Annotated in this window: 17 protein-coding genes and 1 pseudogene; 4 read left to right on the top strand and 14 right to left on the bottom strand. The window is 69.6% G+C overall.

Annotated features, from left to right (window positions below):
• Window positions 1-122: 122 nt before the first annotated feature.
• The 10 genes and pseudogenes from BCD48_RS27910 to BCD48_RS27875 form a co-directional block, all read right to left on the bottom strand.
• Complete coding sequence (locus tag BCD48_RS27910) at window positions 123-653, bottom strand: phosphate-starvation-inducible PsiE family protein (protein WP_071051354.1); 531 nt, start codon at window positions 651-653, stop codon at window positions 123-125.
• A 128-nt stretch (window positions 654-781) separates the two neighbouring features.
• On the bottom strand, window positions 782-1,648 hold the full coding sequence (locus tag BCD48_RS27905; protein ID WP_071051391.1) for an LLM class F420-dependent oxidoreductase: 867 nt from the start codon (window positions 1,646-1,648) through the stop codon (window positions 782-784).
• Between the two features lie 88 nt (window positions 1,649-1,736).
• Window positions 1,737-4,373 (bottom strand): ATP-dependent chaperone ClpB, encoded by a 2,637-nt coding sequence (gene clpB / locus BCD48_RS27900; protein WP_071051353.1) that lies wholly within the window; start codon window positions 4,371-4,373, stop codon window positions 1,737-1,739.
• A complete protein-coding gene (locus BCD48_RS27895) occupies window positions 4,364-4,750 on the bottom strand; it encodes a chaperone modulator CbpM (RefSeq protein ID WP_071051352.1) in 387 nt (128 codons plus the stop codon). Before BCD48_RS27895 ends, clpB begins: the two co-directional genes overlap by 10 nt.
• On the bottom strand, window positions 4,747-5,700 hold the full coding sequence (locus tag BCD48_RS27890; RefSeq protein WP_071051351.1) for a DnaJ C-terminal domain-containing protein: 954 nt from the start codon (window positions 5,698-5,700) through the stop codon (window positions 4,747-4,749). Before BCD48_RS27890 ends, BCD48_RS27895 begins: the two co-directional genes overlap by 4 nt.
• Before the next feature lie 6 nt (window positions 5,701-5,706).
• A complete protein-coding gene (locus tag BCD48_RS47360; protein WP_083419302.1) occupies window positions 5,707-6,381 on the bottom strand; it encodes a nucleotide exchange factor GrpE in 675 nt (224 codons plus the stop codon).
• A 7-nt stretch (window positions 6,382-6,388) separates the two neighbouring features.
• Window positions 6,389-8,302 carry a molecular chaperone DnaK gene (gene dnaK / locus BCD48_RS27880; RefSeq protein WP_071051350.1) on the bottom strand — a complete coding sequence of 638 codons (1,914 nt, stop codon included), beginning with the start codon at window positions 8,300-8,302 and terminating at the stop codon, window positions 6,389-6,391.
• Window positions 8,257-8,928, bottom strand: a complete 672-nt coding sequence (gene ligD, locus BCD48_RS56880) for a non-homologous end-joining DNA ligase LigD (RefSeq protein ID WP_491677177.1) — start codon at window positions 8,926-8,928, stop codon at window positions 8,257-8,259. Before ligD (BCD48_RS56880) ends, dnaK begins: the two co-directional genes overlap by 46 nt.
• Window positions 8,846-9,016, bottom strand: a pseudogene (gene ligD, locus BCD48_RS56875) (non-homologous end-joining DNA ligase LigD); the annotation flags it as partial. The gene ligD (BCD48_RS56880) and the pseudogene ligD (BCD48_RS56875), both read right to left, overlap by 83 nt.
• A 63-nt stretch (window positions 9,017-9,079) precedes the next feature.
• Complete coding sequence (locus BCD48_RS27875) at window positions 9,080-11,089, bottom strand: erythromycin esterase family protein (RefSeq protein WP_071051349.1); 2,010 nt, start codon at window positions 11,087-11,089, stop codon at window positions 9,080-9,082.
• A 401-nt stretch (window positions 11,090-11,490) separates the two neighbouring features.
• On the opposite strand from BCD48_RS27875, the gene BCD48_RS27870 reads away from it, so the two are divergent.
• On the top strand, window positions 11,491-11,859 hold the full coding sequence (locus BCD48_RS27870; protein ID WP_071051348.1) for a hypothetical protein: 369 nt from the start codon (window positions 11,491-11,493) through the stop codon (window positions 11,857-11,859).
• Between the two features lie 121 nt (window positions 11,860-11,980).
• Window positions 11,981-12,178, top strand: coding sequence for a BON domain-containing protein (locus tag BCD48_RS27865; RefSeq protein ID WP_198543421.1), 198 nt, complete (start codon window positions 11,981-11,983; stop codon window positions 12,176-12,178).
• 490 nt (window positions 12,179-12,668) lie between these two features.
• Here the strand turns inward: BCD48_RS27865 and BCD48_RS27860 are convergent, their stop codons facing one another.
• Together BCD48_RS27860 and BCD48_RS27855 are read right to left on the bottom strand one after the other, a co-directional pair.
• Window positions 12,669-13,118: a DUF1931 family protein gene (locus tag BCD48_RS27860; RefSeq protein ID WP_071051347.1), complete on the bottom strand. Its 450-nt coding sequence runs from the start codon at window positions 13,116-13,118 to the stop codon at window positions 12,669-12,671.
• A gap of 92 nt (window positions 13,119-13,210) precedes the next feature.
• Entirely contained in the window at window positions 13,211-13,504 is a 294-nt protein-coding gene (locus BCD48_RS27855) for a hypothetical protein (protein WP_241842028.1), read from the bottom strand.
• A 387-nt stretch (window positions 13,505-13,891) separates the two neighbouring features.
• Between BCD48_RS27855 and BCD48_RS27850 the strand changes: the two genes are divergently transcribed.
• Both BCD48_RS27850 and BCD48_RS27845 read left to right on the top strand, forming a co-directional pair.
• Complete coding sequence (locus tag BCD48_RS27850) at window positions 13,892-14,659, top strand: SDR family NAD(P)-dependent oxidoreductase (protein ID WP_071051346.1); 768 nt, start codon at window positions 13,892-13,894, stop codon at window positions 14,657-14,659.
• Window positions 14,660-14,734: 75 nt separating this feature from the next.
• Window positions 14,735-15,583, top strand: a complete 849-nt coding sequence (locus BCD48_RS27845; RefSeq protein ID WP_071051345.1) for an LLM class flavin-dependent oxidoreductase — start codon at window positions 14,735-14,737, stop codon at window positions 15,581-15,583.
• A gap of 217 nt (window positions 15,584-15,800) precedes the next feature.
• Here the strand turns inward: BCD48_RS27845 and BCD48_RS27840 are convergent, their stop codons facing one another.
• Window positions 15,801-16,877, bottom strand: a complete 1,077-nt coding sequence (locus BCD48_RS27840) for a YVTN family beta-propeller repeat protein (RefSeq protein WP_071051344.1) — start codon at window positions 16,875-16,877, stop codon at window positions 15,801-15,803.
• Between the two features lie 78 nt (window positions 16,878-16,955).
• Entirely contained in the window at window positions 16,956-18,257 is a 1,302-nt protein-coding gene (locus tag BCD48_RS27835; protein ID WP_116271686.1) for a Dyp-type peroxidase, read from the bottom strand.
• Window positions 18,258-18,542: the final 285 nt, after the last annotated feature.

Raw genomic sequence — 18,542 nt, 5'->3', positions numbered from 1 at the left:
CCCGCGAACCGGCGGCGTGGAACGTGGCCGCCGGGTCGTGCTGTCGTTGCCCTGGGGTAGGTCATCCCGCTATATGCGGTTTGCGGCCCAGGGTGAAATCGGTGGTCCGGAATCGCTCCCGGTTACCCGGGCTCACCGGTGTCGAATCGCCGCTGCGACCAGCGAGCCAATGCCAGCGCGGCAATCAGGACGAAGACCGCCCCCGCGTCGACCGCCAACTCAATCAGCCGCTGCCGACTCTCCGCCGGTGTCTCCGGGATGGTCAGGACGACTACGACCGACAGTACGTGGCGCACCAACGCGATGATACCGACGATGATGAACGGCTCGAGTTGCAGCCGCCCGCCCTCGAGTCTCGTTTCGATGGTCACCAGAATTTCCACGATGATGAGAATGAGAAGCAGTTCCTCGATGGCGACGACGAAACGTGCCGTCCAGGAACCGCTGCCGTGCAGCACGGTGGCCAGCGTGAGATACAGCACGCCGGCGCCCACGGCCAACAGCACGACCGAAATCAGGTAGAGCAGCACATACTGCGCGCCGAGCAGCAGCCGCAGCGGTGGGGACTCGGGCCGATTCAGGTTGCCCAGCGCCGACGGCCCGCCCGGCGAGGCCGGCGAGGCAGCGGCATCCTGCCCGCTCGATTCAGCCATGATCGTGACCGTTCTGCAGCGCGTGCACCCTCCGAGACTCGCCGCTGGCTGAAGCAACCGCATGTCGGGACCGGCGGTGCCGGCGATCCGCGCTGGGGCCACCGACGTTGGTTGACACCTTTCCTTGGTCAGGGCCGTAGGCCCAGGCCGGTGGCGAGGCTGCGCCACTGCGCTCTGGGCAGGGTGTCCGGAGAGTCGGTGAGGACCTGAAGGGCGACGTGGTCGGCGCCCGCCTGGTGGTGCTCGTCGACTCGGCTCCGGATCCGGTCCAGGTCTCCCCAGGCGACCAGGCTGTCGACCAGGCGGTCGCTGCCACCGCTGGCGAAGTCGTCCGCGCTGAACCCGAATCGCGCCAGGTTGTCGGTGTAGTTCGGCAACGCCAGGTAGATAGACAGGACGCGGCGGGCGATCGTCCGCGCCTGGGCCGGATCGGTGGTCAGGATGACTTTCTGCTCCGGGGCGAGCAGCGGGCCGGCGCCGAGGATGTCCCGGGCCCATGAGGTGTGCTGCGGGGTCACCAGGTACGGGTGGGCCCCGGCGGTGTGCGTGGCGGCGAATCTCAGCATCTGCGGGCCCAGCGCGGCGAGCACTCGTACGTCCCTGGGGACCGTGGGCCGCTCGACGTCGAGCCGGTCGAGGTGGTCGACCACGGCCTGGTAGGGGTACCAGTAGCCTTCGCCGGCGAACGCCGGGTAGCCGGTGCCGAACCCGAGCAGCAGCCGGTTCGGGCGGGACTTCGTCACCCGGGCGTAGCTGGCGGCCACGATGTCCGTGGGTTCGGTCCAGACGTTGAGGATGGCGGTCACTGCGCCGAGGTGGCGGGTGGCGTCCAGCAGGGCCGCCGGCAGTCCGAGGTCCGCGGTCGCGTCGCCAAGCCAGACCGCGCCGAAGCCGAGCGCGTCGACGTCGGCGGCGGCGTCCGCGCGCTCCCGCGGATCGTCTGGCCATCTCGCGCTGGTGGTCCAGAGTCCGAACCTGCCGATGTTCACCGCCACCACGTCGTCCTTCTTTCCGCGCCGCCTCTCGTCCCGCCGGCCAGCGGCCGAGGGCGGCAGCCGGGAGCCAACGGCCGAGGGCGGGTCCTCAGGCGGCGAGTCCGTGCCGGGCCGCGGCCTTCTCGTAGGTGACGGCCAGTTCGCCGTCGTGGGCGTCGAGCCGCACTGCGCTGCCTTCGGTGACCTCGCCGCGCAGCAGCGCCCGGCCGATCCGGGTCTCCACCTCGTGCGAGATGTACCGGCGCAGCGGCCGGGCGCCGTAGACCGGGTCGAACCCCCGTTCGGCGATCAGGCGGCGACCGGCCTCGGTCAGCTCCAGCGTGATGCGCCGTTCGGTGAGCCGCTGGCGCAGGTCGGAGAACTGCAGGTCGACGATCTTTTCGAGGTCGGGGAGAGTCAACGGCCGGAACAGGATGATGTCGTCGATCCGGTTGAGGAACTCGGGGCGGAAGTGGCCGCGTAGTTCGGCCATCACCCGGGCCTCGGTCTCGGGCCTGATCTGGCCGGTGTCGTCGAGCCCGTCGAGCAGGTATCCGGAGCCGATGTTCGAGGTCATGATGACGACGGTGTTGCGGAAGTCGACCCGGTGGCCCTGGGCGTCGGTGATCCGGCCGTCGTCCAGGACCTGCAGCAGGATGTTGAACACGTCCGGGTGCGCTTTCTCGATCTCGTCGAAGAGCACCACCGAGTACGGCTTGCGCCGGACCGCCTCGCTGAGCTGACCGCCTTCCTCGTACCCGACGTAGCCGGGCGGAGCGCCGACCAGCCGGCTGACCGTGTGCCGTTCCTGGTACTCGCTCATGTCGAGCCGGATCATGCTCTCCTCGGTGTCGAACAGCGCCGCCGCCAGGGTCCTGGCCAGCTCGGTCTTGCCGACGCCGGTGGGCCCGAGGAAGACGAAGGAGCCGATGGGCCGGCGCGGGTCCCGGATCCCGGACCGCGCCCGGATGATCGCGTCCGCGACGAGCCCGACCGCCTCGTCCTGACCGACCACCCGCTCCCGCAGGATCTCGTCCAGGCGCAGCAGCTTGTCCCGTTCGGTCTCCTGCAGCCGGGCGACCGGGATACCGGTCCAGACGGCGACGATCTCGGCGATCTCGTCGGCGGTGACGACCTCGCGCAGCAGCCGGTGGTCGCCCTGCTTGGCGGCGAGCTGCTCCTCTTCCGCCGACAGCCGCCGTTCCAGTTCGCGCAGCCGGCCGTAGCGCAGTTCGGCGGCCCGGTTCAGGTCGTACGCCCGTTCGGCTTCATCTGCTTCGCGGCGGACTCGTTCCAGTTCCTCGCGCAGCTCCTGGACCCGCTTGATCGCGTGGCGTTCGGCCTCCCACTGGGCACGCTTGGCGTCCGCCTCGGCGCGCAGGTCGGCGAGTTCGCGGCGCAGCTCGTCGAGCCGTACCTTGCTGGCCGGGTCGGTCTCGGTGGCCAGCGCGGCCTCCTCGATCTCCAGCCGGGTCACCCGGCGGGTGATCTCGTCGAGCTCGGCGGGCATCGAGTCGATCTCGGTCCGCAGCCGGGCGCAGGCCTCGTCGACCAGGTCGATCGCCTTGTCCGGCAGGAACCGGTCGGTGATGTATCGGTGGCTCAGTGTCGCGGCGGCGACCAGCGCCCGGTCGGAGATCTTCACCCCGTGGAAGACCTCGAACCGCTCGCGCAGGCCACGCAGGATCGAGATGGTGTCCTCGACGCTCGGCTCGTCGACCATCACCGGCTGGAACCGGCGTTCCAGCGCGGCGTCGGACTCGACCCGCTTGCGGTACTCGTCCAGCGTGGTCGCGCCGATCATGTGCAGCTCGCCGCGGGCCAGCATCGGCTTGAGCATGTTGCCGGCGTCCATCGCACCTTCGGCCGCGCCGGCGCCGACCACCGTGTGCAGCTCGTCGACGAACAGCAGGACCCGCCCCTCGGCGGCCTTCACCTCGGCGAGCACGGCCTTCAGCCGCTCCTCGAACTCGCCGCGGTACTTGGCACCGGCCACCAGCGAGCCCATGTCCAACGCGAAGATGGTCTTGTCGCGCAGCCCCTCCGGCACGTCGCGGCGCACGATCCGCTGGGCCAGGCCCTCCACGATCGCGGTCTTCCCGACACCCGGGTCGCCGAGCAGTACCGGGTTGTTCTTCGTCTTGCGGCTCAGGATCTGGATCACCCGGCGGATCTCGGCGTCTCGGCCCACCACCGGGTCGAGGGTGCCCGTTCGCGCCTGCTCGACCAGGTCCCGGCCGTACTTCTCCAGGGCCTCGTAGGCGCCTTCCGGCGTTGCCGAGGTGACCCGCTGGTGGCCGCGGACTCCGCTGAGCGCGGCCAGGAACGACTCCCGGGTGATCCCGTGCTCCGTCAGCCGGCGGCCGGCCGTGGTGCCGGTGCCCTCCTCGGCCAGCGCAAGAAGGAGATGCTCCACCGACACGTACTCGTCCTTGAGGCGCTTGGCCTCACGTTCGGCCGCGTCCAGCAGCCGGGCCAGCCGCTGGGTGACGAAGACCTGTCCCGGCTGGGCGCCAGGCCCGGTCACCTTCGGCCGGCGGGCCAGGTCCGTCTCGACAGCGGCGCGCAGCGCCGCGGTGTCGGCGCCGGCCTGCCCGAGCAGCTTCGGTACCAGCCCCTCGGGTGCGTCGAGCAGGGCGAGCAGCAGGTGCTCGCCGTCGACCTCGGTATGCCCCAGCCGCGTGGCTGCGGACTGGGCGGCCTGCAACGCCTCCTGTGACTTCTGGGTCAGCCGGTTCATGTCCATGGTGGTGTGCTCCTCGCGGCTGTCGGCGGTCGAGCGGGTGTGCTGCTGCGCAGCGCGGCTTCCAGTGCATCGATGCGGTCGAGCAGGTCCAGGACGAGGCCGATCGCGGCGTAGTTCAGGCAGAGCCCGGCCCGCAGCCGCTGGATCCTGGCGATCGTTGCCAGCGTGTCCAGCGGGAACCAGAGCTCTCCGCGGGCGTCCCGGGTGGCGTTCAGCAAGCCGAGCGTCACGAACCGGCGGAGCAGGTCGGGGTGCAGGCCACTGCGGTGGACGACCGTCTCCAGCGTCAACCTGCGGATCGGCGCCAGCGGATAGCGAGGCCGGCCGGCCGGTGCCGACGGCACTGCCCGCCGCTGGGACGGGGATCGGATGCTCATCCTCGGGACCCCCTCCTCGGGTCGAAGGTCGACACGGCCGCCAGTTCCTGGAACAGTGCGCGCTCCCGATCGGTCAGCCTCGCCGGCACCGCCACACTGACCTCGGCGTACAGGTCGCCCGGCCGTCCGGCGGGGTTCGGTAGTCCCTCGCCCCGCAGGCGCAGCCGCCGGCCGCTCGACGACCCGGCCGGCACGTGCACCTTGACCTCGCCGCCGGGAGTGATCACCGGGACCGTCGCGCCGAGCGCCGCCTCCCACGGGGTGACCGGCAACGTGACGTGGATGTCCCGGCCGTCCGGCCGGTAGCGGGGGTGCGGCGCTATCCGCGCCCGCAGGTACAGGTCGCCGGGCTGCCCGCCGCCGGCTGACCGGCCACCCTGCCCGGCCAGCCGGATCCGCTGCCCGTCCACCACCCCGGCCGGGATGGTGACCTGGTAGCTGCGAGGCCCGTCGGGGCCGGCCAGGGTCACCCGGCGGCGGCCACCCCGGTATGCCTCCTCGACCGTCAGCTCGAGCTCGGCTTCCTGATCGGCGCCGGGGATCGGCCCGGCCGCGCCGCGGGCGCCGAAGATGTCGCCGAAGATGTCTTCGAAGCCGGCGCCGCCGGCGCGGGCGCCGAAGTCCGTGCCGAAGCCGGGTTCGACCCGGACACCCCGGGGCCGGGCCGGACCGCCGCCTACCCAGCCCCCGCCCGCCCCGGCGGCCACCCGCTCCTCATAGTCCTCGGGGATCCGTCGGAAGTCCGGGCCGAACCGGTCGTAGCGCGCCCTCGTCTTCGGGTCGGACAGCACGTGGTAGGCCTCACCGATCTCCTTGAACCGCTCCTCCGCGGCCGGATCGGAGTTCACGTCCGGGTGGTAGCGGCGGGCGAGCCTGCGGTAAGCCTGCTGTATCTCCTCGGCGCTCGAGTCCCGGCCGACACCGAGAATCTCGTAGTAGTCGCGGGCCACCGCCGGTCACTCCGCGGATCCGCTGGCGTCACGCCCTCCGCGGCCCGGCTCCCGGCCCTGCGGGCCTGGCGCCCGCTCCTGCGGGGAGCCGGGCCGGGCCGGGGACCGTTGCCCGCCGTCGGCATCGTCGGCTGGTGGTCGGCTGACGGCGACGCCGACGGGGCGCAACTGCCGGCCGCCGTCGCCGTAGCCGGGGCGCACCACGTCCACCACCGTGCCGGGCGGCATGCCGGGCTCCTCGACCACGCTCAGCGCGTCGTGCCGGGCCGGGTCGAACGGCACCCCTACCTCGTCGTGGCGTGGATAGCCGAGCCGGTCCAGCACGTCGACGGCCTGGTCCCGCACGGCCCGGACGCCCGCCACGATCGAGCGGGGGTCGGCGTCGGCGTTGGCGAGCGCGAGTTCGAGGTGGTCGAGCACCGGCAGCCAGGCGCGGGCGATGCGGGCCTTCTCGGCCTCACGGTCCCGCTCCACCTCCCGGGCGAACCGTTTGCGCAGGTTCTCCAGGTCGGCGGCAGCCCGGCGCCAGCGGTCCTCCAACTCGCCCACCCGGCCGGCGGCGGCCGAGCCAGCGTCGCGGGCCGCGTCGCCGGCCGGAGCCTCGGCGGCGCGTGCTTCGGTTGCGACGGTGGGCACCTCGGTGGAGGCGTCCTGCGGGCGCTGCTGCCCCTCGGTCGACATCACGCGATCAGCCACGGTCGAAGTCGGCGTCGATGACATCGTCCGCGTCGGTCGGTCCGCCGGCGGGCGGAGGCTGCTTTCCGGGGGCGCCAGGAGCGGGGCCGGTCGGGCCGGGGCCGGTCGGGCCGGTTCGGCTGGCCGCGAGGCCGTGGTAGACCTGCTGCAGGTCCGAACTCAGCGACCGGACCCGGTCCAGCGGCGCCTCCTCCTTGACGGCCTGCCGGGCGTCGGCGACGAGCATCCCGGCGCGGGCCTTCTCGTGCGGCGGTGCGGCGTCGCCGAGGTCGGCCAGCAGCCGCTCGACCTGGTAGGCGACCGAGTCCAGTTCGTTGCGGGCGTCGATCGCCGCCCGCAGGGCCTGGTCCTCGTTCCGGTGCCGCTCCGCTTCGGAAATCATCCGTTCGACCTCGTCCTTGGGCAGGTTGGAGGTCTCGCTGATCGTGATGGACTGCTGCGCGCCGGTGTCGGAGTCGCGGGCGGTGACATTGAGGATGCCGTTCGCGTCGATGTCGAACGTGACCTCGATCTGCGGCTCGCCCCGGGGCGCCGGCCGGATGTTCTCCAAGCGGAACCGGCCGAGCACCCGGTTGTCCGCGGCCCGCTCCCGCTCCCCCTGCAGCACCACAATGTCCACAGCCGGCTGGTTGTCCTCCGCGGTCGAGAACACCTCTGAGCGCCGAACCGGGATCGTCGTGTTCCGTTCGACGATCTTCGTCATGAGGCCGCCGCGGGTTTCGACGCCCAGCGACAGCGGGGTGACGTCGAGCAGGAGCACGTCGGAGACCTCGCCCTTGAGCACCCCAGCCTGGATCGCCGCGCCCAGCGCGACGACCTCGTCGGGGTTGACGCTCATGTTCGGTTCCTTGCCGCCGGTCAGCCGACGGACCCGTGTCTGCACCGCCGGCATCCGGGTCGCGCCACCGACGAGGATTACCTCGTCGAGGTCGTCGGCGGTCACCTTGGCGTCCTCCATCGCCTGGGTGACCGGTCCCATCGTCCGCTCCACCAGATCGACGGTGATCTGCTCGAACGTCGACCGCATGACCGCGGTGGTCAGGTGCCTCGGCCCGGACGCGTCCGCGGTGATGAACGGCAGGTTCACCTGGGTCTGCGTCACCGAGCTCAGCTCGACCTTCGCCTTCTCCGCAGCCTCGAACAGGCGTTGCAACGCCTGCGGATCCCGGCGCACATCGACGCCCTGGTCCCGCTGGAACTCGTCGGCGAGATGGTCGACCAGACGGCGGTCGAAGTCGTCGCCACCCAGGTGGCTGTCGCCGGCCGTGGCCCGGACCTCGACCACGCCGTCGCCGACGTCCAGGATGCTGACGTCGAAGGTGCCCCCGCCGAGGTCGAAGACCAGCACGGTCTCGTGGCCGCGCTTGTCCAGCCCGTACGCCAACGCAGCCGCGGTCGGCTCGTTGATGATCCGCAGTACCTCCAGACCGGCGATCCGGCCCGCGTCCCTGGTGGCGGTGCGTTGCGCGTCGTTGAAGTAGGCGGGCACGGTGACGACCGCCTCGGTGACCTTCTCGCCAAGGTTCTTCGCGGCGTCATCGGCGAGCTTGCGCAGCACCAGCGCGCTGATCTCCTCCGGCGAGTACAGCTTGTCCCGCACCGTGAAGCGGACCGCGCCACCGGGGCCCGCGACGACGTCGAAGGTGACCGCCTTGGCCTCTTCGCTGATCTCGTCGTAGTGCCGGCCGATGAACCGCTTCGCCGAGTAGATCGTCGCCTTCGGGTTGAGGATCGCCTGCCGCCTGGCCAGCTGCCCGACCAGCCGCTCACCGCTCTCCGCGAACGCCACCACCGACGGAGTCGTCCGCGAACCCTCCGCGTTCGGAATGACTCTTGCCGCACCGCCCTCCCACGCGGCGATCACCGAGTTGGTCGTACCCAGATCAATACCGACTGCCTTCGCCATTGCGTGCCCCTTCGGGGAACGAGCTGAACGGGCCGGGTCGAATGTTTCGACGCCGAGGGCCCGCGATTGTCCGGGTCAGCAGGGTCGCCCTGGTGTGAGCCAGACGCAGTCCGCCACACTGCCCGATATCGGCCCAACCGGTTCGGCCCGTCGAGCGTTTCGCCACTAAATCCCGTTCCCGCTGCGGGCGCGGCGCAAAACCGCGCGGAGGGATCCCGGCCGATCGGAAGGGGTCCCGGCCCGTCCATCGCCGTTGCGGAGCAGGTGGACTTGGTGTCCCTGAGGATCTCGTCCAGTCCGCGACGGGCCGCGCCGACGTGGGAGAAGATGGCCTGCCAGGGATCGCCGCCACGCTGCAGCCGGCCGGGCAGGGCCGTCTTACGCTGCTCGACGGTAAGCCGCCAGGGGTCGTGCGCCGCCGCGACCCGTGCCACGTCCCGCGCGAACCGGCGGACCACATCGAACCCGGCTCGGCGGCACAGCGGGACCACAACGTGGTTGCCGCGCGAACCGGACGGTGCCCAGCTCCTTCGGGACGGTGACCCGGCAGATCCAGGCGGGGAAGTGGGTGCCGGCGCGCTGCTGGATGATCCGCTGACCGTGGATGCCGTCCGGGTAGCGTTCAAGGTTGAGCGGTCGGCCGGCGAGATGCGGCAGCATCACCTCGGCGATCCTGCGCGTAGTAGCCGGCCAGCTGCGCCTTCGTGATGCCACCCGGGAACAGCGGCTTGCCCGGCCGGGGGATCTCCACGGTGCGCCGTCCGACGCGGTCAGCTGTCACGCGGCGAACGGGTAGGTCTCCGACGGTTCGCCGCTGTCCCAGCGGGCGGTGCGTTCGAGCGGTTCGACCGCGCGGGTCTCGTCGATATGGATGATGGCGTCGAACTGGTCGGCGGCCCGGGCGCGGAAGTAGTGGCTGGACCGTTCGGTGTCGGGGCGGTAGATCACGCCGATGGCGCGTTCCAACCGGGCCGAGGTCAGTACTTTGGCGGCCCATTCGGCGGAGCCGAGCGGTACGAGGAACTCCTTCTCGCCGACCTCGTGGAACAGTTCCTCCAGGCTGTCGGGAAGCGCTGGGCGGACCCGTTTACGGTCGGCCGGGGCGTCCCAGTCGCTGGCGGCGGTCACGGTGCCGGTGTAGGTGGTGAAGCCGACCAGCCGGCAGTCGCCGGGGTGGCGGGCGCGGGCGATCTGGCCGAGGGTGAGTTCGCCGCGGGTCGCGACCTCGGTCGCGGTGGCGTCCCCGACGTGGGAGTTGTGCGCCCATACGACGATCTTTGCTGGGGTGGTGCGTTGCCGGCCTAGGTGGGCGCGCAGCGCGTCCAGGGTGTCGGCCATGTGCCAGTCGCGCAGGTTCCAGGAGGAGACCCGGCCGGTGAACATGGATCGGTAGTAGTCGGCCGCGGACCTGACAGTGCGGGCGTTCTGCTGCGCGTAGAAGAAGTCGTCCGCGGCGAGCGGTCCGTCGTGCACGGTGTAATCGGCGGCGTGCCGCTGCAGGTCGACGAGCTGGTCGACCAGTTGCCGCTCGCAGGTGTCGCCGGCGCCGAATGCGGCGGCGTAGCCGTAGACCTGACCGTCACCGCCGTAGTGGTCGAGGCAGGCGTACCGCTCGCGGGCACGCCTGGCGGCGGCCGGGTCGACCCGGTCCAGATAGGCGACGACCTCCTGGATGGAACGGTAGAGGCTGTACAGGTCGAGTCCGTAGAAACCGGCCTTGGCTCGTTCTTCGGCGCCGAACCGGTCGTTGCGCTCACGGAGCCAGCCGACGAAGTCGAGTACGACGGTGTTACGCCACATCCAGGTCGGGAAAAGTTCGAAGCCACGCAACGCCTCCGCGGCGGTCACATCCTCGCTGTGACCGCGGACGAACCGGTTCACCCGGTAGGCGTCCGGCCAGTCCGCCTCGGCCGCCACCGCGCAGAACCCCTTCTCCTCGATCAGCCGCCGAGTCATCGCGGCGCGGGCGGCGTAGAACTCGTAGGTGCCGTGCGACGCTTCCCCGATCAACACCACATCGGCATCACCGACCAGGTCGAACAGGACGTCGTCGGCCGGGACGCCGTCCTGGACCGGCACAATCTCGGACCGGACGACGGCCGCCTCCGTGCGATACACCCCGGCTCCCTCGGGAAGCCGGGACGTCGCCGCCGCGCGCAACAGGCCGCGCACCGCCTCGTCGGTGGTCTGGGTGAAGTCCCAGTAGGACTGCCCGACCGCGAAGAACGGCGACGGCGTTGTCGCGCACACCACCTCGTCCGCCAGCGCCTCCAGCTCGCGGCAGGTGGAGGAGGGTGCCGCCGGCACGGCGACGACGATCCGGGCCGGCTGGTGCTGCCGCAGAGCCTGGACGGCGGCGCGCATACTCGCGCCCGTGGCCAGGCCGTCGTCGACGAGGATGACGGTCTTGGCCGCCACGTCCGGCATCGGCCGGCCTTCCCGGTAGGCCTGTTCCCGGCGCAGCACCTCCCGGCCCTCCTCCTCCGCCGCCCGCTGGATCACCTCCGGGGAGAGGTTCAGACCGCGGACAACGTCGTCGTTGAGGACCAGTACCCCACCGCTGGCCATCGCGCCCATCGCCACTTCTTCGTGGTCCGGGACCCCCAGCTTGCGCACAACGAACACGTCGAGCGGCGCGCCGAGATCGTTGGCAACCTCGTAGGCGACCGGCACCCCACCGCGGGGGAGCCCCAGGACCAGCACATCGGGACGGCCCCGGTACTGCGCCAGCAAACCAGCCAGATATCGGCCGGCGTCCCGGCGGTCACGGAACAGACGATTCGACACGACGCTGCCCCCTGCCCACTCGGCGGCAAGATTCGGTTGATGCCCACCACCGACTGAAGGAAACAACACTCCCACAGTCCGCTGGCGGCCGACGTCTAAAACTCTGGATACGACCCCGTTATCAATGTTATGCCTCGATATCCGACACGCTTCCCTGCCGGTGCTGGTACCGATGCGCCCGCATCTTAATCCCGACCGATCGGATGATCTCGGGAACCTCCACCTGTTGCGCAGCGGGGGTGACTGTTTCACACTGGCCACCGGGACGATTCGCCGCCAACCACGCGTCGAAAGATCGGGCGTCCCACTACCCCGGCCCTGCGAACCGGCGGCGGGTGGTCATCCGCTGACCTTGGACGCAAGGAAGATCATACTCATGTCGGTGAAGGAAGATCATAATCATGTCGGTGAAGCTGAATCGTAGATCCTACGAGCACGCCCGGAAACTGGTCGAAGATCGGAAGGTGGTGCTGGACGGCAGGGATGACTGGAGCGAGCACCAGCCGTCCGCCGCGCAGGAGAACAGATTCATTGACGAGCACGGCTTCGGTGAATATAAGAAGTGGTATCTAGGGATCGATGACGAGGTCGGTGAAGATCGGAAGGGTCGTTACAAGTTCCCGTACGGTGACTTCGAGAACGTGCACCGCTGCGGCGTCCTGACCGCCGAGTCCAGAGCCGGGCAGTACAAGTACCTCGACATCGAGCAGGCCGCTGCCCACCTGCATGGAATGCTGGACCTGATATATGCGACAAAGCCTGGCATCTGAGCCAGTACACGGCCAGTCGCCGCCCCGGTTTCCTGAACCGACCCACGGCTGCGACCGGATAGTGTCAGATCAACTCCTTGCGATGATGTCCGGCCGGCGCGGTGACGGAGAGCGAGGACAGGTGACCACCGCAGCGGCAGCTCGAACTGACGAGCAAATACAGCAGGATGTTCTCGAAGAGCTGAAGTGGGACGCCCCGGTGCAGCCCAACGAGATCGGCGTCATCGTCAAGGGCGGCGTGGTGACGCTGACTGGCTGGGTGGACACCTACACGAAGAAGTGGCTAGCCGAGAACGCGGTAAGCGGGTACGCGGGGTGACGGCGGTCGCCAACGACATCGAGGTTCGCCTGCCGACCTCCGGCGAACGGACGGACGCCGATATCGCCGCGGCCCGGACGCCGAGATCTACCTGTCCCAGCCCGCTTGACAGCCCAGCCCAGGGGATATCTGACATGGTCGCTGTGGGCCGCCTCCCGGGCACAGCGTTCGCGTGGCGTGCCCTCGGTCGGGCGATCGACACTGCGGGCGTTCCCGCAGGCCACGCCGTCGCCGAGGCGTCCCCCGCAGGAGGCGGTGCCACGACCGCCGCTGCTGGCAATGCGTTTACGAAAGTGGCAATGCGTTTACGAAAGGTCCCCACCGGGGGCATCACCGAGGGAGCTGCCCCTGAGCTGCAACGAGGCACGCTCGCCACCCACAAGATCGGGGCGCGATCGGCGGGTCGCCGGGTTTCCGCCGAACCTCGCTCTGCCGACCAGACGGGCCTTCTGGCCACCCCGACGACCGCCACGTCAGACCGACCGTTACCTCAGAGCAGGAGGTCGAAGGTCCGGCGGGCTCGTTCCCATTCCTCGGTCGCGGGCTGCTTGACGCCGGGCTCGATGATCGTGAAGGCCTTGGCGAGCGCGAGGCTGAGTCCACCGACGATCAGGGGAAGGCGGTCGGTCGTCTCGTCGCTCAGGGCCGCGTCCAGCGGGGGCCGAGCCGCGATCATTTCCAGGATGGGACGCAGCTCGATCTCCTCATCGAGATCGCGGAACCGGTGGGTGCTCTCCTGGAGACCTTTGGTGATGGGCAGGTCCCACGGCTGGATGACATCTCGGCTGTTGGCCTTCGCGGTGGCCTGCGCCATGAGGAGGAGATCGTAGATCTTGTCGTTGACGAAGTCGCTGTAGCGCTTCAGGTCGTTCTTGTCGATGTCCAGTCCGGCGGCGATCCGGAAAAAGCGCACGAACCTGGTCACACCGATCACCGGCATAGCGGGCCTCCTGTGAGGATCGTTTTTCACGTGGCGAGCCGCACGAAGTGGCGAGCCACCGGCCGTCCCGGCGCCTGCCCCGACGTCGCCGCCTATCCGGCGCGTGCCATGTCGAGCATTCCATGAAGGTGGGCCGCGGCGTGTTCGATGTCGAGATGACCGCACTGTCCGGCCCTCGACTCGGCTGACAGGACGCCGCACCGGTCGACGTTCTCGAAGTCTCCGCAAGAGAACCTGTACCGGGCCTTCCGATTTTCGCCAGCCTCGTCGTCGATGCCCAGGAACCACTTCTGGTACTCCTCGAAACCGTGTTCATCGAGGAACTCGTTCTCCCGCCGCACTGACGGCCGGTGCTCGCTCCAGTCGTCCCCGTCGTCCAGCACCACCCGCCGATTCTCGATCAGGGCTCGAGCGTGCTCGTAGGACCTCCGGTTCAGTTTCACTGTCATGACCACTCCCGGTGAGTTCGCGTGACTACGTCACCGCCCTCGGGATCTCCGTCGAGGCGTCGACCACGTAGGACATGGGCATGACGATGCTGATCTCATAGAGGACGGGGATCATCTCGTGTTGGGGGTCAGGATGCCACACGGCATGAACTGCGTAAGCAGGACGGCCGGGATGAGCTGGACCGCCTCGAACTCGGTGTGGGCGAAGGCGCTCATCCACAGGCCGAGGTCCTGCCGAGAAACGAGCTCGGCAGACGGAGTTGTGCGCTTAGATCCTTCGCCAGCGGGAACGGACTGTCAGGTGATTGGAAAGGGGTCTTGAGGTTGTCTGTTCCCGTTGTCGTTATTACGGGTGCGCTCACGGGTATCGGCCGCGCCGCCGCATTCGCGTATGCCCGTGAGGGTGCAAATCTTGTCGTCTCAGGCCGCCACATGGACGCCGGCGAGCAGCTTGCCGGAGAGCTCGGCGATCTTGGTGCCCAGGTCGAGTTCGTGTGTGCCGACGTTCGTTGCGACGCGGAGGTGAAGAACATCGCCGACCGCGCGATCGTCAGGTTCGGACGGATCGATGTTGCCTTCAACAACGCCGGCATCGAAGGAACACCCGGCTCGGTGACCGAGATGACCGACGAGAGTTACCAGTCGGTCTTCGATACGAACGTCAAGGGTACCCTGCAGTGTTTGAAGCACGAGTTCCGGGCCATGAGGGAGCAGGGCGGAGGCAGTATCGTCAACGCCAGCTCCGCATTTGGTCTGATGGGTTACCCCGATGCGGCCGTGTACGTCGGCAGCAAACACGCGGTCGTCGGCATCACGAAGGCGGCTGCCCTCGAAGGCGCCGCTCACGGTATCCGGGTCAATGCCATCGCCCCAGGGTTTACCAGGACCGGGATGTACGAGCGGTTCACCGGCACTGACAGCGCGCGTGACGCGGTCGACTCGGTGCTGCCGCTGCACCGGGCGGGCACGCCGGAGGAGATCGCCGAGGCCGTCCAGTTCCTAGGCTCGGACAAGGCGGGCTATATCACCGGTCATGTCCTCACGGTCGACGGCGGCCTTATGGCGGGCTGGCCCCTTTTCCCGGACTCGTGAGCCCGGGATCGCCGGAACGAGCGCCGCGGAAGGGTACGCCGCCGGTTCCTGGTTCCGCGGGTGGAGGTAGAACTCATGGATGTAGGTCTCGGCCTGCCGATCGGCGATCCGCCGTCCCTGTTGGACTGGGCTCGGCGCGCCGATGCCGGCCCCTTCAGCACCGTCGGGCTCCTTGACCGGGTCGTGTACGACAACCCGGAGCCATTGGTGACGCTCGCCGCGATCATCGGGGCCACGACGCGGATCCGCGTCCAGACCGAGGTACTGCTCGCGCCGTTGCGGGAGCCCGTCCTGCTGGCGAAGCAGGCGGCGACCCTTGACCGCATTTCCGGCGGCCGGCTCACCCTCGGTATCGGACTGGGTGCGTGGGAGGATGACTACTGCGCTATAGGTGCCGATTTCCACCGGCGCGGACGGCGACTCGACGAACAGATGCCGATCCTGCGGAGCATCTGGGCCGGCGAGGCCGCCCGGCCGGGGCTCGGTTTCGTCGGCCCGGCGCCCACCCGTCGCGGCGGCCCGCAGGTGCTGTTCGGCGGGTTCACCGCCGCTGCCCTCGCCCGGATTGCCCGGTGGGGCGACGGCTTTCTCTGCGCCACCCCGCCGGCCCACGCCGACGGCCTGCTGCGCACCGTCGAAAAGGAATGGGACCAGGCCGGCCGGGCGGGTCGGCCTCGGATGGTCGGCCAAGTCAACGCCGCGCTCGGGCCGGACACCGTGCTCGAAGAAGGGCGAGCGGCCATCGCCCACTACTACGGGTCCAGCCAGTACGCCCGCCAGGTCCTGGAGGCATGGCTCACCACCCCCCAACAGATCCGTGGCGCCATCGCGGGGTTCGCCGACCTCGGCGCCGACGAGACCATCGTCTACTGCTGGTCCCCCGACCCCGATCAGGTCGACCGCCTCGCCGACATCGTCAACTGATCCTGACCGAAGCGGGCGCGCGCCGGGCTCGTGATCGTCGAGCCGGCGACGCTGGATGACGGCTGCCCGACGCGGACGGCCTGATCGCCAGCAAGCCCAGCGCAAACGGATCCAGGTGGCCGACCCGCACCGTCGGTCCGCCGCGCCCAGACGGCGCTGCTGTCCCAGCGCTGCGAGCGTGGCTGGCCCGGCTCGTCGTCCCGGTGAGGGCTCGGTTCTACGTGCGCTGAGGGCTCACCGCTACGCCGTATGGACTGTTGCCGACGGTGACCGTTGCAATGACCTTGAGGGTCTTCTGGTCGATGACCGTGAGGGTGCCCGCGCCCTGTTCGGTGACGTAGATCGCGTGGGAGGTGACGTCAAGGTTGAACGGGTCGGTCCCCGGCGAACCCACGGGAACAGTCGCCGAGACGCGGTTGCTGTGGGTGTCGATCACAGCGACGGCGCCGGGGCCGAGGACTGTCACGTAGGCGGTGCGGTCGTCCGGTGCGAGCGCGACGTCGAAGGGGCCTTCGCCGAGCGAGATGGTGGTAGTGATCGTGCTGGTGCCGGGTGCGAGGACAGAGACGCCTGCGGTCGCCTCGTTGGCGACGTATGCCAACGAGGCGGCCGCGTTCACGGCGACGCCGACCGGGGAGCGTCCGGCGGGCAGGGTGCGGGTGACCCGACGGGTATGGGTGTCGATGACCGATACGGTGCCCGAGCCGCTGTTGGCGACGAGGGCCACGGCGCCGTCGCGGCTGGTCGCCACGCTGACCGGGGAGATGCCGACCGCGACGGTGGCGGCTACGCGGTTGGTGCGGGTGTCGAGGATCGAGACGCTGTTCGACCCGCCGTTGGTGACGTAGAGGGTCAAGCCGTTCGGGCTCAGCGCCACGCCGGAGGGACTGGCGCCGACAGGCACGGTCGCCACGATCGTGTTGGTGCGGGTGTCGAGGACCGATACCAGAGCCGATCCGCTATTGGCGATGTACGCGTGCCGGCCGTCCGGGGCGAGGGCGATCCCCTCGGGCCCGACGCCAGCCGCCACGGTCGCGACGACCTTGTTCGTTCCGGCGTCGATCACCGAGACGGTGTTGTCGAGCTGGTTGGTGACGTACACGCGGCCGCTGGCGGCCGCGTCCGCGACCGAGGTCCCAGCCGAGGAGGGACCGGCTGACCCGGCGGGGCTACACGATGTGATCAGGAGGCTGACGCCGGCCGCCAGGACCGGGCGGAGCGCCGTGCGGCGGCGGCGCCGATCGCCGGCGTGCCGGTCGGTCGTGGCGGTTCGGGCTGGCGGACGGGAACGCATCCGACCTCCTGTTCGCGTCGCGGCGACTCGGTCCGGGCGGCCGGCTGCGCGGGAGACCGGCACGGCGGGAGACGGGGGTCAGGCCAGGAGGCCGCGGGCGAAATAGTCGTGTTCGTCGCGCACCCCCGGAAGGGCGAAGAAGTAGCCCCCTCCCCTCGGGCTGATGTAGGGCACCAGGGCCTCGGCTTCCAGCCGGGTCTGCATGGCGATGTAGGTGTCGAGCTCACGCTGGAAGCAGCAGAACGCGTGTCCCAGATCGAGGCCACCCTGCTCGTCCGGACTGCGCTCGTAGTCGTAGCTGCGACGCAGGATGGAGCTGGTCGACGCGGTCTCGGGGGTCTGCGGATTTGCCAGCCGTACATGCGAGTTCAGGGCAGTGATCAGGCCTTGTGGGTCGTTGGTGTAGATGGGATCGAGGGTGTCCGACGCGTCGTCGGACACGGCGTACATCGGTGCGCCGCTGACCTTGCGCCGTCCGAAGATCCGCTCCTGCTGGGCCACGGGCACCTTCTGCCAGGCTTCGAGGTCGAAGTGGACGATCCGCACCACCTGGTAGGTACCGCCCGCCGTCCAGGCGGGCTCGGCGGTGTTCGGCTGCACCCAGACCACCTTGTTCATCGTGGCGGTGTTTGTTCTGTCGGGATTGGTGATGCCGTCTTTGAAGCCGAACCAGTCCCGCGGGATACCGACCGGACGCGGCGGGTTGCGCTGGCAGTGCAGGCGCCAGCGCGGCTTCATGGCGCCTGTGGTGTGGGCCAGGATGTCGAGGGTGGCGTGCACCGTGGTGTCGCGGTGCTTGGCGCATATCTGTATCAGCAGGTCGCCCTGGGATAGCGCCGGATCCAGGTCGTCGTGGAGGAAAGGCCGCATCGAGACGAGTTGGACTGGTTTGCGCCCGCCGAGTCCGTAGCGGCTGTCGAACAGGGTCGCGCCGACGGCCACGGTGATGGTGAGGTCGTCCGGCACGACACCGGGTCCCAGGATGCCGTTGTCCGGCGGGGGTGCACCTGGAGACGGCTTAGGCCCCGTTCCGCCCGCGGTGAGGAACCGGGCCCGGGCGGTCAGGGCACGAAACAGATCCGCGAGTTCGCTGCGGTCGGCGGCGGTCACATCGAAGGACGCGAACGCTCCCACCGTCTGCGGATCAGTGGCGATGCCCGCCTGATGGTCGCCGTGAAACGGAATCGTGCCGGCACCCGGCTGGGCGCCGCCCGATGCCTCCGTCCGGGCGAGGTCGAGACCGCCCAGGGTCCCGCCCGCCGCTCCCACGATGCCCGCGGCGAGGGCACCCCGAAAGAACGACCGCCGCGCAAGACCACCCGCCGGACATCCACCCCCGCTCCATCCCTCATACGGCACGGCGGTCCACTTGTCGGTCAAGGATTCCCTCCCGGAACCATCCGTCCGTGCACCGCGCCGAAGCCGTTGTCGAGGATTTTGGGACGACCCGACTTGATGATGCGAGCCATTGGCGATGATTCACACATAACATCTGCTCCGCGACGTGGCGGCATCATTCGCGGGGGAACAAGCCGGCTCTGACGGATGGTAGCCACGTACGGGGAACGACTCGTCACCCATGGCGGGTGAGATGTGGGTCCGGTCGGCGCCGGTGCGGGCTCGGGAACGAGCGTCAACGAACGGCAGTCCGGGCCGCCTCACCTC

This window comes from Pseudofrankia coriaricola (assembly GCF_001854805.1).
Classification (GTDB): domain Bacteria; phylum Actinomycetota; class Actinomycetes; order Frankiales; family Frankiaceae; genus Pseudofrankia.
This window is presented reverse-complemented; position numbering and strand designations above follow the sequence as displayed.

Bases quoted from the DNA above. Each gene is read 5' to 3' on its own strand.
- BCD48_RS27860 (WP_071051347.1), bottom strand. From the start codon at position 13,118: ATGCCGGTGATCGGTGTGACCAGGTTCGTGCGCTTTTTCCGGATCGCC.
- dnaK (WP_071051350.1), bottom strand. From the start codon at position 8,302: ATGGCGAAGGCAGTCGGTATTGATCTGGGTACGACCAACTCGGTGATC.
- BCD48_RS27895 (WP_071051352.1), bottom strand. From the start codon at position 4,750: ATGAGCATCCGATCCCCGTCCCAGCGGCGGGCAGTGCCGTCGGCACCG.
- BCD48_RS27910 (WP_071051354.1), bottom strand. From the start codon at position 653: ATGGCTGAATCGAGCGGGCAGGATGCCGCTGCCTCGCCGGCCTCGCCG.
- BCD48_RS27840 (WP_071051344.1), bottom strand. From the start codon at position 16,877: ATGCGTTCCCGTCCGCCAGCCCGAACCGCCACGACCGACCGGCACGCC.
- BCD48_RS27870 (WP_071051348.1), top strand. From the start codon at position 11,491: ATGTCGGTGAAGCTGAATCGTAGATCCTACGAGCACGCCCGGAAACTG.
- BCD48_RS27845 (WP_071051345.1), top strand. From the start codon at position 14,735: ATGGATGTAGGTCTCGGCCTGCCGATCGGCGATCCGCCGTCCCTGTTG.
- clpB (WP_071051353.1), bottom strand. From the start codon at position 4,373: ATGGACATGAACCGGCTGACCCAGAAGTCACAGGAGGCGTTGCAGGCC.
- BCD48_RS47360 (WP_083419302.1), bottom strand. From the start codon at position 6,381: ATGTCGACCGAGGGGCAGCAGCGCCCGCAGGACGCCTCCACCGAGGTG.